The sequence below is a fragment of the Bradyrhizobium sp. 956_D2_N1_4 genome, assembly GCF_052076025.1.
GTDB classification, from domain to species: Bacteria; Pseudomonadota; Alphaproteobacteria; order Rhizobiales; family Xanthobacteraceae; genus Bradyrhizobium; species Bradyrhizobium barranii.
On the sequence record NZ_CP197237.1, the window covers coordinates 7,824,710 to 7,839,582 of the forward strand.

Here is a 14,873-nt window from a genome sequence, read left to right on the forward strand (position 1 = left end):
TACGAAGGACGACGATGCTGAGCCCGGACGAACTTGAACGCTATGCCCGGCATATCGTGCTGCGCGACGTCGGCGGGCCGGGCCAGGCTGCTCTGAAGCGGGCCTCCGTGCTGGTGATCGGCGCCGGTGGGCTCGGCGCGCCCGCGCTGATGTATCTGGCGGCCGCCGGCGTCGGCACGCTCGGCGTGGTCGATGACGACGTGGTCTCGCTGTCAAACCTCCAGCGCCAGGTGATCCATACGACGCCCGATATCGGCCGGCACAAGGTCGAGAGCGCGGCCGAGCGGATCTCCGCGCTCAATCCGCATGTCCGCTTCGTCGGCCACGCCACCTGGCTCAATGCCGACAATGCGCTGAGCATGATCGGAGACTACGATCTCGTGCTCGACGGCTCCGACAATTTCTCGACGCGTTACCTGGTCTCGGATGCCTGCTTCTTCGCGAAGCGGCCGCTGATCACGGCGGCGCTCGGCACGTTCGATGGCTCGCTCACCACCATCCGCGCGCATGAGAAGAACGAGCAGGGCGTGTTCAATCCGACCTATCGCTGCCTGTTTCCGGAAGCGCCGCCGCCCGGCACCGTGCCGGCCTGCGCGGAGGCCGGCGTCATGGGCGCGCTTGCGGGCGTGATGGGCTCGATGATGGCGCTGGAGGCGATCCGCGAGATCGTCGGCTTTGGCGACGGCCTCGTCGGCCGCCTCCTGATGATCGACGCGCGCGCGATGCGCTTCGAGACGCTGCGCTACGCGCGCGATCCGGCCAATCCGCTCAACGGCGATGGGCCTGTCATCACTGACCTCAGCGCCCATCGCACCTGATCGCTGCCGCTACCGCGTGGCCGGCTTCTCGCTGTCGAGATGCGCCATCTGCTCGGCTGCGTAGCGCGTGCCGGAAGCGACGTCGGGCGGAAATGCTTTTGCAAGCGCCGCGAGATGCGCCGGCGTCAGCGTTACCTTCGCCGCGCCGAGCGCTTCGGTGAGACGGTTGCGCGTGCGTGCGCCGACCAGCGGCACGATCTCCTTGCCTTGAGCCGCCACCCAGGCGATTGCGATCTGCGCCGGCGTCGCGCCGATCTCCGTGGCGATGGCGCGGAGCTGCTCCACCAGCGCGAGATTGGCGTCGAGATTTGCGCCCTGGAAGCGCGGCGTCATCAGCCGGTAATCCCTGCCGGTCTTGCCGGAGTCCTTCGACCAATGGCCGCTGATCAGGCCGCGCGCCAGCACGCCATAGGCCGTGATGCCGATGCCGAGCTCGCGGCAGGTCTTGAGGATGTCGCGTTCGATGCCGCGCTCGATCAACGAATATTCGATCTGGAGATCGGCGATTGGATGCACGGCGTGCGCGCGGCGGATGGTGTCGGAGCCCACCTCGGACAGGCCGATATGCCTGATGTAGCCGGCCTTCACGAGATCGGCGAGGCCGCCGATGGTCTCCTCGATGGGAACGTTGGGATCGAGACGCGCCGGACGGTAGATGTCGATGTAATCGGTGCCGAGGCGCTGCAGCGAATAAGCCAGGAAGTTTTTGGTCGCGGCTGGCCTTGTGTCCATGCCGGAGAATTCGCCGGCGGGACCGCGCAGCGCGCCGAACTTCACGCTGATCTGCACTTTTTCGCGCGACACATCCTTCAGGGCCTCGCACACCAGCATTTCATTGTGGCCCATGGCGTAGAAATCGCCGGTGTCCAGCAGTGTGATGCCGGCATCGAGCGCCGCATGGACCGTGGCGATGCTTTCGCCGCGGTCGGCGGGGCCATAGACCTCCGACATGCCCATGCAGCCGAGACCAAGGGCGGAGACGGTCGGACCGGTTGAACCGAGTTTGCGCTGTTCCATGATGGCTCTCCTCAAAAGGCGGCAAGCTGATTGCGCCGCGTGACGAGGCCAGATATGCGCCTGACCGATTAGGCCGATAAGCTGGACAATCCAGAATGGCTTGTTCATCATAGCGAACAATGGCCGAGCCCGATCTGCGTGATCTCGACGTCTTCGTGGCAGTTGCCCGCACCCGCAATTTCCGGCGGGCGGCGGTCGAAATTCGCGTGTCGGTGTCGAGCCTTAGCCAGCGGCTGCGGGACCTGGAGGAGCGCCTTGGCGTCCGCCTGATGAACCGCACCACCCGCAGCGTCGCGCTGACCGAGGCGGGCGAGCTGCTGCTGTCCCGCATTGCTCCGGCGCTGCGCGATGTCGGCGATGCCCTGGACCAGGTCCGCGGCTTGCGCGAAGTGGCTTCGGGCCGCCTGCGCATCAACGCGCCGCCGCCGGCGGTGGATCTCGTGCTGGCGCCGATGGTCGGGCCGTTTCTCGCGGCCTACCCGCAGGTCGATCTCGACATCGTTTCCGAAAGCGGCTTCGTCGACATCGTCAGCGCGGGCTACGATGCCGGCGTGCGTTATGGCGAGCATCTCGCGCAGGACATGGTGGCGATCCCGCTGAGCGGTCCGCAGAGCTACGTCGTCGTCGCATCGCCCGATTACATCGCGCGCCGCGGCACGCCGAAGCATCCGAAAGATCTGCTCGACCATGATTGCATTCGCGCCCGCTACTCGAGCGGTGTCATGCATGATCTGGAGTTCGAGAAGGCTGGCCAGATCGTGAAGGTCGATCCGCCCGCAAAGCTGATCTCGACCAACATGGGCCTCGCCATGCGCGCTGCTCTCGACGGCGCCGGCATCTGGGCGACGCTCGATGGCTACGTCCATGACGCAGTGACGTCCGGCGCGCTGGTCGGCTTGATGGAAGATTGGTGCGAGCCGTTTCCCGGCCCGTTCCTGTACTATCCGAGCCGGCGCCAGACGCCGCCCGCGCTACGCGCTTTCATCGATTTCGTCGCGGATTGGCGCAAGCGCGAAACGCGCGGCAAATAAACCTCAGAGCATGCTCGGCAGCACGCGGTCCGGCGGCTTGTGGGCGTCGAGGAAGGTGCGGATGTTGATGATTACCTTCTCGCCCATCTCGACGCGGCCCTCGATCGTGGCCGAGCCCATATGCGGCAGCAGCGTCACCTTGCCGGCCTTGGCGAGCCGCACCAGCTTTGGATTGACCGCAGGCTCGTGCTCGTAGACGTCGAGGCCGGCGCCGCCGATCTCGCCGCCCTCGATCAGCTTGATCAGCGTGTCCTCGTCGGTGACCTCGCCGCGCGCGGTGTTGACGATGTAGGCGTCCTTGCGGATCAGCTTCAGCCGCCGCGCCGACAGCAGATGATAGGTCGCCGGCGTGTGCGGACAGTTCACCGAGATGATGTCCATCCGCGCCAGCATCTGGTCCAGGCTTTCCCAATAGGTCGCCCCTAACTCTTCGGCGATCTTCGGCGCCACGGGGCGGCGATTGTGATAGTGGATCTGGAGGCCGAAGGCGCGGGCACGGCGCGCGACCGCCTGGCCGATGCGGCCCATGCCGATGATGCCGAGACGCTTGCCGCCGATGCGGTGGCCAAGCATCCAGGTCGGCGACCAGCCGGGCCAGGGCTTTCCTTCGGTCAGGATCGAGGCGCCTTCGATCATCCGGCGCGGCACGGCCAGGATCAGCGCCATGGTCATGTCGGCGGTGTCTTCGGTCAGGACTTTTGGCGTGTTGGTGACGGTGATGCCGCGGGCATGCGCGGCCTCGACGTCGATATTGTCGACGCCGTTGCCGAAATTGGCGATCAGGCGGAGCTTGCAGTCGGGCTGGTTGACGATGTCGGCGGTGATGTGGTCGGTGACGGTCGGAACCAGCACGTCGGCGGTGCGCGCGGCCTCAGCGATCTGCTCGGCCGACATCGGTGTGTCCTCGAGATTGATCCGCGCGTCGAACAGCTCGCGCATCCGGGTCTCGATCGAGTCCGGCAGCTTGCGCGTCACCACCACGAGGGGCTTTTTCTTCACCGACATGTCATGCCCTCATGAGGCGCCGCAAGCCGCCTCTGTCACCAAAGGCCGGCCGTTGAGGCCTCATTAACCCGGTTGTTCGACACTGCCTTGGCCGTGTCGTCCCCGGCGCTTCCTTCAAGCTCTCCCGACATTTCCGACCGGAAAATCGGGGCAAACTGGTTGTTCAAGTGTCCGTCCTCTCTAGCAGAAGGCCGGGCCAAGACAAGAACCACGGGTTAAGGCTTCGGGAACACGGGTGATGGGCTTGCGCGGCAGGTTCGGAATTTGGGGTGAGGGCCCGGCGCGGCGGGGCCCTCGACAGGAGACGGGTTGATGGCGTTGGGGCGTTTTTGTTCGGTGTTGGCGCTCGTTTGCACCTGGTTGAGCGCCTCGGTCAGCCCCTCCCATTCGGCGAAGGACAGCACCCCCCAGACCGCGAGCGGCCTGCCGGTGCCGCGTTATGTCAGCCTCAAATCGGATCATGTGAACGTGCGCGCCGGCCCGACCAAGGACAATGACGTCGCCTGGGTCTACACCCGCGCCGGTCTGCCGGTCGAAATCACCGCTGAGTTCGAGAACTGGCGCCGGGTGCGCGATTCCGAAGGCGCCGAGGGCTGGGTCTATCATTCGCTGCTGTCGGGCCGCCGCACTGCGGTCGTCACCATGAAGCACAAGGACGACCTCGCCCCGATCTACGACCGCGCCGATCTCGACAGCGCGGTTGCGGCCAAGCTCCAGGCCGGCGTCGTCACGCAGGTCAAGAAGTGCACTGCAAACTGGTGTCGCGTCACCGGCAACGGCTTTGACGGCTGGATCCAGCAAGAGCGCCTCTGGGGCGTCTATTCGGACGAGCAGGTCAACTGACCCGAAGGGTCATCCCGGGATATCGAGATTCCCCGATGCGCAATTGCGCATCTGAGGTCTGGTCCTTCGGACCATCCCGGAATGACAGCGTAAAACGACAATGGCCGGGACAAGCCCGGCCATGACGACAAATTCAGCAGCTTTGGATCGATCTTCAGCGCTTCTTGCGCAGGCGCACGACCATGTCGATGCGCGCGATCTCGTAACCCTCGGGCACCTCCGGCATCTTGGACAGCGCCAGATGCGGATCCTCGATATCGACCAGCTCGTGGCTGTTCTCGAGGTAATAATGGTGGTGGGTGGTGACGTTGGTGTCGAAATAGGTCTTGGTGCCGTCGACGCTGACCTGGCGCAGCAGGCCGGCATCGGTCAGCTGGTTCAGCGTGTTGTAGACGGTCGCGAGCGACACCGGCACCTTGGCCAGCGTCGCCTCCTCATAGAGCATTTCAGCCGTGAGGTGGCGAGCACCCTTGCCGAACAGGAGCCAGCCGAGCGCCATGCGCTGGCGCGTCGGACGAAGCCCCGCGGACTGGAGCATTTCGTTGACGTCGTGCCACGGGCAGCCGGTCAAGGCCGGCTGGCGGCCGGACAGGAGGGCGGCGGAATGGACGTCGTCGTCGTGATGGGGCGCGGGATTCTCGCTCATTTCCAGATTTCGGGCACGCGTGGACACTGCATCTATATGCAATATATGGACAGATAGATGCAGATGCAAGTTTCTCGCAACTAGAGAGGTTCTAATGAGAAATGGAACCGGGCGAGCAGGTGGTCACTTTACCTTCATGAGATCGCTTTGCCACCCGAAATGCCTGTGTTAGAGAGCCCGCGGTTCCGCTTGGCCGATTATGGCGCAGCCGGGCATTGAGGCCCGGCCCGCAGTCCATCCTGGCTCGTGGCAGTCGCGCCTGGTGACGGGAATTGGCGCGGCTTTCCGAACGAAACGGGGCCCATTTTCGCCAGAAACGCCGCTCAATCGGGATTTGAACAGAGGCTTCCGCATGCTGAACAGGCGCAACGGCTACGAATATGAAGATCTGCTGGCATGTGGCCGCGGCGAAATGTTCGGCCCGGGCAATGCCCAGCTGCCGCTGCCGCCGATGCTCATGTTCGACCGCATCACGGATATCAGCGAGACTGGCGGTGAATTCGGCAAGGGGGTGGTGCGGGCCGAGCTCGACGTCAAGCCCGACCTCTGGTTCTTCGGCTGCCACTTCAAGAACGATGCCGTGATGCCCGGCTGCCTCGGCCTCGATGCGCTGTGGCAGATGGTCGGCTTCTATTTGGGCTGGAGCGGCGGTGAAGGGCGCGGCCGCGCGCTTGGCCTGAACGAGCTGAAGTTCAGCGGCCAGGTGCTGCCCGAGGCCCGTAAGGTTGTGTACAACATCGATATCAAGCGCGTGATGCGTTCAAAGCTGGTGCTCGGCATCGCCGACGGATGGCTTTCGGTCGATGACCAGATTATCTATCGCGCGAAGGATCTGAAGGTCGGCCTGTTCAAGCAGGGCGTGAGCCTGGGCTGAGCGCATCACATCAAGAAAGACAACGATTTAGGCGAGGCTGTCATGAGGCGGGTTGTGGTCACCGGGATGGGTATCGTCTCGTCCATCGGAAACAACACCCAGGAAGTGCTTGCGAGCCTTCACGAGGCGAAGTCAGGTATTTCGCGGGCTGAAAAATATGCCGAACTCGGTTTCCGTTCGCAGGTGCAAGGTGCGCCGACGATCGATCCTGCGACGGTCGTCGACCGGCGTGCGATGCGCTTCCTCGGCCAGGGCGCGGGGTGGAATCACATCGCGATGGAGCAGGCGATCCAGGATTCCGGTCTGTCGCCCGAAGATATCTCCAACATCCGCACCGGCATCATCATGGGTTCCGGCGGCCCGTCGGCCCGCACCATCGTCGAATCCGCCGACATCACCCGCACCAAGGGGCCGAAGCGCGTCGGACCGTTTGCTGTGCCGAAGGCGATGTCGTCCACGGCCTCCGCGACGCTCGCGACCTGGTTCAAGATCAAGGGCGTGAATTATTCGATCTCCTCGGCCTGCGCGACGTCGAACCATTGCGTCGGCAACGCCTATGAGACGATCCAGATCGGCAAGCAGGACATCATTTTCGCCGGCGGCTGCGAGGAGCTGGACTGGTCGCTCTCGGTGCTGTTCGACGCCATGGGCGCGATGTCGTCGAAGTACAACGACACGCCCGCCACCGCCTCGCGTCCCTATGACGTCAACCGCGACGGCTTCGTGATTGCCGGCGGCGCCGGCGTGCTGGTGCTGGAAGAGCTCGAACATGCCAAGGCGCGCGGCGCGCGCATTTACGGCGAGATCGTCGGCTACGGCGCGACGTCGGACGGCTACGACATGGTCGCGCCCTCCGGTGAGGGCGCCGAGCGCTGCATGCGCATGGCGATGTCGACGGTGAAGACCAAGGTCGATTACATCAATCCGCACGCGACCTCGACGCCGGCCGGCGATCCGCCGGAGATCGACGCGCTCCGCCGCGTGTTCGGAGCCGGCGAGAAGTGCCCGCCGATCTCGGCGACCAAGGCGCTGACCGGCCATTCGCTCGGTGCGACCGGTGTGCAGGAGGCGATCTACTCGCTGCTCATGATGAACAACGGCTTCATCTGCGAGAGCGCTCACATCCAGGAGCTCGATCCCGTGTTCGCCGACATGCCGATCGTGCGCAAGCGCATCGACAACGTCAAAATCGGCACCGTGCTGTCGAACTCCTTCGGCTTCGGCGGCACCAACGCCACGCTGGTGTTCAGCCGGCTGGATGTGTGACGTCATTGCGAACGCACTGGTAGTTTTTTCGTCATGGCCGGGCTCGTCCCGGCCATCCACGTCTTTGCTACCGGTTGCGGAAGAACGTGGATGCCCGGGACAAGCCCGGGCATGACGGAGAGCGGAGAGTAATTGCGAGATGGAAGGACTGATGAAAGGCAAGCGCGGTCTGATCATGGGCATCGCCAATGATCATTCGATCGCCTGGGGCATGGCGAAGGCGCTGCATGCCCACGGTGCCGAGCTTGCCTTCACCTTCCAGGGCGAGGCGCTGGGCAAGCGCGTCAAGCCATTGGCGGAGCAGCTCGGCGTGGAATTGGTGCTGCCTTGCGACGTCGAGGACATCGCCAGCGTCGATGCGACCTTCGCCGTGCTGCGCCAGAAATGGGGCAAGCTCGATTTCGTCATCCACGCCATCGGCTTTGCCGACAAGAACGAGCTGAAGGGCCGCTACGCCGACACCAGCCGCGAGAACTTTTCGCGCACCATGGTGATCTCCTGCTTCTCGTTCACGGAGGTCGCAAAACGCGCCGCCGAGCTGATGACGGAGGGCGGCAGCATGATCACGCTGACCTTCGGCGCCTCGGAGCGCGCGATGCCGAATTACAACGTGATGGGCGTCGCCAAGGCGGCGCTGGAGGCCTCCGTGCGCTACCTCGCCTCCGATTTCGGACCGCGCGGCATCCGCGTCAACGCCATCTCCGCAGGCCCCATCCGTACGCTCGCCGGCTCGGGCATCGGCGAGGCGCGTGCGATGTTCGGCTTCATGCAAAAACATTCGCCGCTCCGCCGCGGCGTCACGCTCGACGAGCTCGGCGGTTCGGCGCTGTATCTGTTGTCGGATCTCTCCGGCGGCGTGACCGGCGAGATCCACTACGTCGATTCCGGCTACAATATCGTCCTGATGCCCAGGCCGGACGACCTGAAGACGTCAGAGTGATTTCGTAGGGTGGGCAAAGGCGCAGAGCGCCGTGCCCACCATCTCTCCTCGATCGCAGAAAGCCGTGGTGGGCACGCTCCGCTTGCCCACCCTACGAGTTCTTAGCTTGCCTCAACCCGCTGCAATTTTCTCCGCGCTCTGGAACGCCGGCCGCGCCATGCAGCGCGCGAGATAGGCATCGAAGGCCGGGCGGGACGGCACCATCTTGAACAGGCGGACCGCGAAGTTCAGGCCGGAGCCGACCGTGATGTCTGCGGCCGAAAATTCCTCGCCGAGGATCCACGGTCCCTTCGCCAGCGCAGCTTCGAGCACGTCGAACACCTGCGTCGCGCTGCCCCAGGCCGCGGTCGAGGTCGGGATCTCGATCTTGGTGAAGATCTGGATGATGGCAGGCTCGATGCAGCCCGGCGAAAAGAACAGCCATTGCAAATAGCGCGCGCGACGCGGATCGGTTACCGCGGGCGCGAGCTTCGCTTCGGGATAGCGGTCGGCGATGTAGGCGCAGATCGCGGCGGCCTCGCCGAGCGCGGCATCGCCGTCGCTGAGCGCCGGCACCTTGCCCATCGGATTGACCTTCAGATAATCCGGCGCTTTCTGCGCACCGGTCGAGATGTCGGTCAGCACACGCTCATAGGGCAGCCCGCTCTCTTCCATCAGCCAGAGCGTCGTGAACGAGCGCGAGCGGGGTGACCAATAGAGCTTGATCATGGACGGAACCCTCCGTGGGCGTGAGGCAAATTGCGCGCAATTCATGCCGCGTTTGCCGCGTATTCGCAACGCACTACGCCTAGGCAAGAGGTCAGCTGCGCGAACGACATGTTGGTCAACGCGACCGGTTGACGGTGGCGTTCTCAAGCAGCGCGCGGGCTATCCTAGTGCCGGAGCAAGGGCGGCAATGTCTTGTCGAGACTTGCCGTCAGCATGGCGCGCACGCCGTCGCGCAATACCGGATTATTGACAACATCCGCAGGCTTCTCCGGAAACATTGTCCGATCCAGCTCGCGCGACGGTCCATCAAGCGGATTGCGCAGCAAGCGGTCGACGTAGGTGTCGTCAGTCATCAAGGCCTGCGCTTCCTTGATCAACGCAAGAGACCCGCCGTCATAAACACGGATGTACATTATCGCGTAGAGATGCACGGATCCGTCGTAGGGGTACCGCGAGATTCCAATGCCGTATTCGCGATGCGTTCCGCCGTGTCGGTGCACGACGACATAACGTTCGCAACGGAGTCTTGGTGCGAGAAACCGAACGAAGTCCGCGATGTCTCTTTCGGCACGGTAGAAGAACGGATTTTGCTCCCGCCGGCCGCCGGATTTCAGCTCCTCCCTTGTGTAGGTGACTCTACGCACGGAGTTGCCGGGCGCAGCCGCGCGAACGCGGGACACAACGAGGTCGTCGAGTGCCCACGCGGTCACGGAGGTCCGCGAGTATTTGTCGAGGAACTCCAGGGGACCGAAGTTCTTGATCATGAAGAGATCGCCGGCGATCGGGATGACGCCGATCTGACATGGGCCGCTCTCTGCTGGTGTCGTTGGGGGCGCGTTCGATGACTTGGCCGTGCTCGTCTTTGACGCAGCCTGGGCCCCGACTCCCGCCGCCGAGAGCAGATGAGCCGCGACGATCATTGCGAAGGCCTGCATCGCCTTGATCATCGCGTTCTTGCGAGCTTGGCTTGCTTTCAGCATCGTCACTGCGCGAAATACGGCGGCAAGATCTCGTCCAGCCGTTTGGTCAGGAAGTCGCGGGTGGTGTCGCGCAGGGCGGTGTTGTTGGCGGAGTCCGCGGCCGTCTCCGGAAACATGGACTTGTCCACCTTCTGCAAAAGCTCGTTCGAAACGAAGTTGTCAGCCATATGCTTCATGACACCTTCGAACGTTACGGCGGGGCCCTTCATGATTTCGAAGGTGCGGCCATCGACCCATGTCACGCCGATATAGGAGAAGACATATGCATATGAGATGAGACCGACACCCCGGCTGAAGATGCCGACGCCGCTGAGCGACTGATTGGTCCCGTCAAGCTGTCCTTCGCTGCGCATGACGACGAGATAGCGTTCGCAACCGGCAGTGCCCGCGACCTGCCGGATCAGGTTCGACAACTCCTCGCGCTGATTGCGTAACAAGGCCGGATTTGGGGTGGTAGTAGGAATCGAGTGCACCCTTGGCATAAGTGATCCGTCGCACCGGCGTGTTGCCCGCTGCGGCCCGCGCCCGCGCAAAGACGAGGTCGTCAAGGCCCCAGGATACCGGGACTTCGGCATAGTCGTTGCCGAACACGGTCAAACCGATCTTCTGGACGACAAAGATGTCCCCGGTCCCCGCAATCACGCCGACGCCGCAAGGACCGGCAGTCGCCGGCTCCGCAGGCTTGGCTGTCGCCTTCGGCTTCGTCGTCGCTTTCTTGGCTGTCGGCTTTGCCTGTGGTGCGGTCTGAGCGGCGGGAGCGGTGGTTGCGGGAGGGGTTTGCGCTGCTGCCGAAGTCAGGAAGGACAGCAGGATGAGCACCGGGGCAGCAAGTCGAAACATGGATTCCAAGGATCAGAGGCGAGAGGTCATCGGATACGCCACACTAGGGTGGGATCGTGACAACCGCAAGCTGCAGCCCGAGATCGCTGTCTATCCGGTGAGCCGCGGCCGCCTCCACCGATAGTACTTCATCATAAACCCGTTCGACGGCTCGATCTCTTCCTTCTCGAACACAAAGCCTTCGCGCTCGTACCAGCGCCAGGCTTTTTCGTTCTCGCGCACGCAGCGCAGGTACATCTCGTCGGGCATTTGCGTGCGGGTGAAGGTGAGCAACTGCCGTCCGAGCGATTGGCCCTGGTAGGCGGGCCCGACGAAAAGCATGTCGAGATAGAGTTTTGGCAGATGCAGGGCCAGCATGGCGGCGATCGTGCCGTTGTCGTCGGCGACGAACAGGCTCCAGCCGCTCTCGATCTCGCGCCTGATGCGTGCGCGCAGATTTGCCAGCAGGAACTCACTCGCCTCGGCGAGGCCGGTCGAGACCCAGCTTTCCATCCAGACGCGGCCGATCTCGTCATATTCGTCGGTGCGCGCGGGACGGATGACGGGATCAGACATTGGTGCTCTCAGTTCGATCTGCCCGCCTTGCGCAGGGGCTCGCTTGCATGATCCCGGCCATTCAGGAAAATTCCTGTCTACCCACGCTGGCCGCGCGTGGCCTGCCGCGGGCGCGCCTTGCCGGCCGACAGGCACACCACCTCGGAGATCTGCAGCAGCTGCCGCGCCAGCGGGCTGGTCTTGCGCCAGACCATGCCGATGGTGCGCGAGGGCTCGGGATCGCGGAAGCGCGACAGCGAGACCGAGGCCGATCGTGTCTCCACCGACACCGCCATTTCCGGGATCAAGGTGACGCCGATGCCGGCGCTGACCATCTGGACCAGCGTCGATAGCGAATTCGCATCCAGCATCTCGCGCGGCGGTGCCGATTGCATGTTGCAGAACGACAGCGCCTGATCGCGGAAGCAGTGCCCCTCTTCGAGCAGCAACAGCCGCATCTCGCGCATCATCTCGCGCGATGGCACCGGTGTGCCTTCGTCGGAGCCCGGCCGCACCAGCAGGAATTTTTCGTCGAACAGCGCGACCTCGGTGAGCGAAGGCTCGGACACCGGCAATGCGACGATGGCCGTGTCGAGCCGGCCTTCCACCAGTTCCTGGATCAGCCGCGGCGTCATCGTCTCGCGCACGCGGATGTCGAGCTCCGGATGCAGGCGCGTCAGATTCTTGGTGATCTTGGGCAGGAGATAGGGCGCGATCGTCGGGATCATGCCGATCCGCAGCCGGCCCGCAAACCGGTCCTGCGAGGCGCGCGCGAAATCGCCGAGCTCATCGACCGAGCGCAGGATGTCGCGGACGCGCGGTGCGAGCTCCTCGCCGAACCGGGTCAGTGCCACCTGCCGGGCGCTGCGCTCCAGCAGCAGGCCGCCGAGCGCCTCCTCCAGTTCCTTGATCTGCATCGACAGGGCCGGCTGGGAGATCGAGCTTGCCTCCGCCGCGCGGCCGAAATGGCCGTGGCGCGCCAGCGCGTCGAAATATCTGAGCTGGCGCATTGTCACGTTGGCCATCAGAAAATCCTATCGCAGCGATCATTAAAGTCAACTTCCCCTGATCGAATGCGAAGCCTAGAGTAATTCTACCTGGTCAAAGGCGCGAGTTCGACGCCACCAGAGGAGGTATTCATGGATGACACTTCGAAGTGCCCGTTTTCGGGCGGAAAACCCACGCGCGTGAACCGCGACTGGTGGCCGACCCAGCTCAGCATCGAGATGCTGCACAAGAATTCCACCCTGTCCGACCCGATGGGCAAGGAGTTCGACTATGCCAAGGAGTTCAAGTCGCTCGACCTGAATGCCGTCATCAAGGACCTGACGGCTCTGATGACGGACTCGCAGGAATGGTGGCCTGCCGATTTCGGCCACTATGGCGGCCTCATGATCCGCATGGCCTGGCACAGCGCGGGCACCTATCGCACCACGGACGGCCGCGGTGGCGCCGGTGCCGGTCAGCAGCGTTTCGCACCGCTGAACAGCTGGCCCGACAACGCCAATCTCGACAAGGCGCGCCGTCTGCTCTGGCCGATCAAGCAGAAATATGGCCGCAAGATCTCCTGGGCCGATCTGATGGTGCTCGCCGGCAACGTCGCGCTGGAATCGATGGGCTTCAAGACCTTCGGTTTCGCCGGCGGCCGCGCCGACGTGTGGGAGCCGGAAGAGCTCTATTGGGGTCCCGAAGGCACGTGGCTGGGCGACGAGCGCTACAGCGGCGAACGCCAGCTCGCCGAGCCGCTCGGCGCGGTGCAGATGGGCCTGATCTACGTCAATCCGGAAGGCCCGAACGGCAAGCCTGACCCGGTCGCCGCGGCCAAGGACATCCGCGAGACGTTCGCCCGCATGGCGATGAACGACGAGGAGACCGTCGCGCTGATCGCCGGCGGCCACACCTTCGGCAAGACCCACGGCGCGGGCGATCCGTCGCTGGTCGGTCCGGAGCCGGAAGCGGGTGCACTCGAGGATCAGGGCCTCGGCTGGAAGAGCAAGTACGCTTCCGGCCTGGCGGGCGATTCCATCACCAGCGGTATCGAGGTGACATGGACGACGACGCCGACGAAGTGGAGCAACAACTTCTTCGAGAACCTGTTCAAGTACGAATGGGAGCTGACGAAGAGCCCGGGCGGTGCGAATCAGTGGACGGCCAAGGGTGCCGACGCGATCATTCCTGATGCCTTCGACAAGTCGAAGAAGCACCGGCCGACGATGCTGACGACCGACCTCTCGCTGCGTCTCGATCCGGCCTACGAGAAGATCTCGCGTCGCTTCTTCGAAAACCCGGATCAGTTCGCGGACGCCTTTGCCCGCGCCTGGTTCAAGCTCACCCACCGCGACATGGGTCCGATCCAGCGCTATCTCGGCCCGCTGGTGCCGAAGGAGACGCTGATCTGGCAGGATCCGATTCCGAAGGTCGACCACGAGCTGGCCAGCGATCAGGACATCGCCGCGCTGAAGACCAAGATCCTGGCTTCGGGTCTCTCGGTCTCTGAGCTGGTTTCGACCGCCTGGGCGTCGGCCTCGACGTTCCGCGGCTCGGACAAGCGCGGCGGCGCCAACGGCGCGCGCATCCGTCTGGCCCCGCAGAAGGATTGGGAGGTGAACCAGCCGGCTCAGCTCTCGAAGGTTCTCGGCAAGCTCGAAGCGATCCAGAAGGACTTCAACGCGTCATCCGGCGCGAAGAAGGTTTCGCTCGCCGACCTCATCGTCCTCGGCGGTTCTGCCGCGGTCGAGAAGGCCGCGAAGGATGCCGGCGTCGACGTGAAGGTTGGCTTCACGCCGGGCCGTATGGATGCTTCGCAGGAGCAGACCGATGCGGAGTCCTTTGCTCCGCTGGAGCCGCGGGCTGATGGTTTCCGCAACTATGTCGGCAAGAAGCATCAGTTCCTGCAGCAGGAGGAAGCTCTTGTCGATCGCGCGCAGCTGTTGAAGCTGTCCGGTCCCGAGCTGACCGCGCTCGTCGGCGGTCTGCGTGTGCTCGGCGCCAATGCGAACGGTTCGAAGCACGGCGTCTTGACCTCGAAGGTCGGAACGCTGAGCAACGACTTCTTCATCAACCTGCTCGACATGAGCGCGCAGTGGACGCCGGCGACTGACGGTACCTACGAGGCCCGCGACCGCAAGACCAACGCGGTGAAGTGGACCGGCACGCGCGCCGACCTGATCTTCGGTGCGCACTCGCAGCTCCGCGCCTTCGCCGAGGTCTATGCCTCGTCGGACGCGAAGCAGCAGTTCGTGCAGGACTTTGTGAAGGCCTGGACCAAGGTGATGAACCTTGACCGGTACGACCTCGCGGCCTGATCCCCGGGCTTCAAGCAAGCGACAAACAAAAAGGGCGGCCGAGAGGCCGCCCTTCGTGTTTCTGAT

The 14,873-nt window shown here is 64.0% G+C and carries 15 protein-coding genes; 7 read left to right on the forward strand and 8 right to left on the reverse strand.

The genetic code is table 11. From position 1 onward, the window contains the following. The first annotated feature begins 14 nt into the window (after positions 1 to 14). Complete coding sequence (locus AB7535_RS36960; RefSeq protein ID WP_039155124.1) at positions 15 to 818, forward strand: HesA/MoeB/ThiF family protein; 804 nt, start codon at positions 15 to 17, stop codon at positions 816 to 818. Positions 819 to 827: 9 nt separating this feature from the next. Here AB7535_RS36960 and AB7535_RS36965 read toward each other — a convergent pair whose 3' ends face one another. Beyond that, complete coding sequence (locus AB7535_RS36965; RefSeq protein ID WP_354113240.1) at positions 828 to 1,835, reverse strand: aldo/keto reductase; 1,008 nt, start codon at positions 1,833 to 1,835, stop codon at positions 828 to 830. 119 nt (positions 1,836 to 1,954) lie between these two features. On the opposite strand from AB7535_RS36965, the gene AB7535_RS36970 reads away from it, so the two are divergent. Continuing rightward, positions 1,955 to 2,866, forward strand: a complete 912-nt coding sequence (locus AB7535_RS36970; RefSeq protein ID WP_354113241.1) for a LysR family transcriptional regulator — start codon at positions 1,955 to 1,957, stop codon at positions 2,864 to 2,866. Between the two features lie 3 nt (positions 2,867 to 2,869). Here AB7535_RS36970 and AB7535_RS36975 read toward each other — a convergent pair whose 3' ends face one another. Next, positions 2,870 to 3,871, reverse strand: coding sequence for a 2-hydroxyacid dehydrogenase (locus AB7535_RS36975; protein WP_028149823.1), 1,002 nt, complete (start codon positions 3,869 to 3,871; stop codon positions 2,870 to 2,872). A gap of 312 nt (positions 3,872 to 4,183) precedes the next feature. Between AB7535_RS36975 and AB7535_RS36980 the strand changes: the two genes are divergently transcribed. After that, positions 4,184 to 4,714: an SH3 domain-containing protein gene (locus tag AB7535_RS36980; protein ID WP_354113242.1), complete on the forward strand. Its 531-nt coding sequence runs from the start codon at positions 4,184 to 4,186 to the stop codon at positions 4,712 to 4,714. 154 nt (positions 4,715 to 4,868) lie between these two features. On the opposite strand, the gene irrA is transcribed toward AB7535_RS36980, so the two are convergent. Then, positions 4,869 to 5,360, reverse strand: a complete 492-nt coding sequence (gene irrA, locus AB7535_RS36985; protein WP_063980150.1) for an iron response transcriptional regulator IrrA — start codon at positions 5,358 to 5,360, stop codon at positions 4,869 to 4,871. A 352-nt stretch (positions 5,361 to 5,712) separates the two neighbouring features. Between irrA and fabA the strand changes: the two genes are divergently transcribed. The 3 genes from fabA to fabI all read left to right on the forward strand — a co-directional run bounded on the left by fabA (position 5,713) and on the right by fabI (position 8,440). After that, positions 5,713 to 6,234 (forward strand): bifunctional 3-hydroxydecanoyl-ACP dehydratase/trans-2-decenoyl-ACP isomerase, encoded by a 522-nt coding sequence (gene fabA, locus AB7535_RS36990; RefSeq protein ID WP_208083730.1) that lies wholly within the window; start codon positions 5,713 to 5,715, stop codon positions 6,232 to 6,234. A 42-nt stretch (positions 6,235 to 6,276) separates the two neighbouring features. Continuing rightward, on the forward strand, positions 6,277 to 7,500 hold the full coding sequence (gene fabB, locus AB7535_RS36995) for a beta-ketoacyl-ACP synthase I (protein WP_166347414.1): 1,224 nt from the start codon (positions 6,277 to 6,279) through the stop codon (positions 7,498 to 7,500). Positions 7,501 to 7,639: 139 nt separating this feature from the next. Continuing rightward, on the forward strand, positions 7,640 to 8,440 hold the full coding sequence (gene fabI / locus AB7535_RS37000) for an enoyl-ACP reductase FabI (RefSeq protein ID WP_354113243.1): 801 nt from the start codon (positions 7,640 to 7,642) through the stop codon (positions 8,438 to 8,440). Between the two features lie 111 nt (positions 8,441 to 8,551). Here fabI and AB7535_RS37005 read toward each other — a convergent pair whose 3' ends face one another. From AB7535_RS37005 to AB7535_RS37025, 5 genes are all read right to left on the reverse strand, one after another. Beyond that, entirely contained in the window at positions 8,552 to 9,148 is a 597-nt protein-coding gene (locus AB7535_RS37005) for a glutathione S-transferase family protein (RefSeq protein ID WP_208083729.1), read from the reverse strand. A gap of 164 nt (positions 9,149 to 9,312) precedes the next feature. Continuing rightward, positions 9,313 to 10,095, reverse strand: coding sequence for a hypothetical protein (locus tag AB7535_RS37010; RefSeq protein WP_354113244.1), 783 nt, complete (start codon positions 10,093 to 10,095; stop codon positions 9,313 to 9,315). Positions 10,096 to 10,130: 35 nt separating this feature from the next. Continuing rightward, positions 10,131 to 10,565, reverse strand: coding sequence for a hypothetical protein (locus tag AB7535_RS37015; RefSeq protein WP_354113245.1), 435 nt, complete (start codon positions 10,563 to 10,565; stop codon positions 10,131 to 10,133). Positions 10,566 to 11,058: 493 nt separating this feature from the next. Continuing rightward, the gene (locus tag AB7535_RS37020) at positions 11,059 to 11,523 is read right to left on the reverse strand and encodes a GNAT family N-acetyltransferase (protein ID WP_354113246.1); all 465 of its coding nucleotides are present in this window, start codon (positions 11,521 to 11,523) and stop codon (positions 11,059 to 11,061) included. A 77-nt stretch (positions 11,524 to 11,600) separates the two neighbouring features. After that, a complete protein-coding gene (locus tag AB7535_RS37025) occupies positions 11,601 to 12,527 on the reverse strand; it encodes a hydrogen peroxide-inducible genes activator (protein WP_354113247.1) in 927 nt (308 codons plus the stop codon). A 114-nt stretch (positions 12,528 to 12,641) separates the two neighbouring features. Here AB7535_RS37025 and katG point away from each other — a divergent pair, with 114 nt between their 5' ends. Continuing rightward, positions 12,642 to 14,807 (forward strand): catalase/peroxidase HPI, encoded by a 2,166-nt coding sequence (gene katG / locus AB7535_RS37030; protein ID WP_354113248.1) that lies wholly within the window; start codon positions 12,642 to 12,644, stop codon positions 14,805 to 14,807. The last annotated feature ends 66 nt before the right edge of the window (positions 14,808 to 14,873 follow it).

Coding starts and splice junctions, on each gene's coding strand:
- AB7535_RS37020 (WP_354113246.1), bottom strand. CDS start 11,523: ATGTCTGATCCCGTCATCCGTCCCGCGCGCACCGACGAATATGACGAG.
- irrA (WP_063980150.1), bottom strand. CDS start 5,360: ATGAGCGAGAATCCCGCGCCCCATCACGACGACGACGTCCATTCCGCC.
- fabB (WP_166347414.1), top strand. CDS start 6,277: ATGAGGCGGGTTGTGGTCACCGGGATGGGTATCGTCTCGTCCATCGGA.
- AB7535_RS36960 (WP_039155124.1), top strand. CDS start 15: ATGCTGAGCCCGGACGAACTTGAACGCTATGCCCGGCATATCGTGCTG.
- AB7535_RS37010 (WP_354113244.1), bottom strand. CDS start 10,095: ATGATCAAGGCGATGCAGGCCTTCGCAATGATCGTCGCGGCTCATCTG.
- AB7535_RS37025 (WP_354113247.1), bottom strand. CDS start 12,527: ATGGCCAACGTGACAATGCGCCAGCTCAGATATTTCGACGCGCTGGCG.
- AB7535_RS37005 (WP_208083729.1), bottom strand. CDS start 9,148: ATGATCAAGCTCTATTGGTCACCCCGCTCGCGCTCGTTCACGACGCTC.
- AB7535_RS36975 (WP_028149823.1), bottom strand. CDS start 3,871: ATGTCGGTGAAGAAAAAGCCCCTCGTGGTGGTGACGCGCAAGCTGCCG.
- katG (WP_354113248.1), top strand. CDS start 12,642: ATGGATGACACTTCGAAGTGCCCGTTTTCGGGCGGAAAACCCACGCGC.
- AB7535_RS36965 (WP_354113240.1), bottom strand. CDS start 1,835: ATGGAACAGCGCAAACTCGGTTCAACCGGTCCGACCGTCTCCGCCCTT.
- AB7535_RS36980 (WP_354113242.1), top strand. CDS start 4,184: ATGGCGTTGGGGCGTTTTTGTTCGGTGTTGGCGCTCGTTTGCACCTGG.
- AB7535_RS36970 (WP_354113241.1), top strand. CDS start 1,955: ATGGCCGAGCCCGATCTGCGTGATCTCGACGTCTTCGTGGCAGTTGCC.
- fabI (WP_354113243.1), top strand. CDS start 7,640: ATGGAAGGACTGATGAAAGGCAAGCGCGGTCTGATCATGGGCATCGCC.
- fabA (WP_208083730.1), top strand. CDS start 5,713: ATGCTGAACAGGCGCAACGGCTACGAATATGAAGATCTGCTGGCATGT.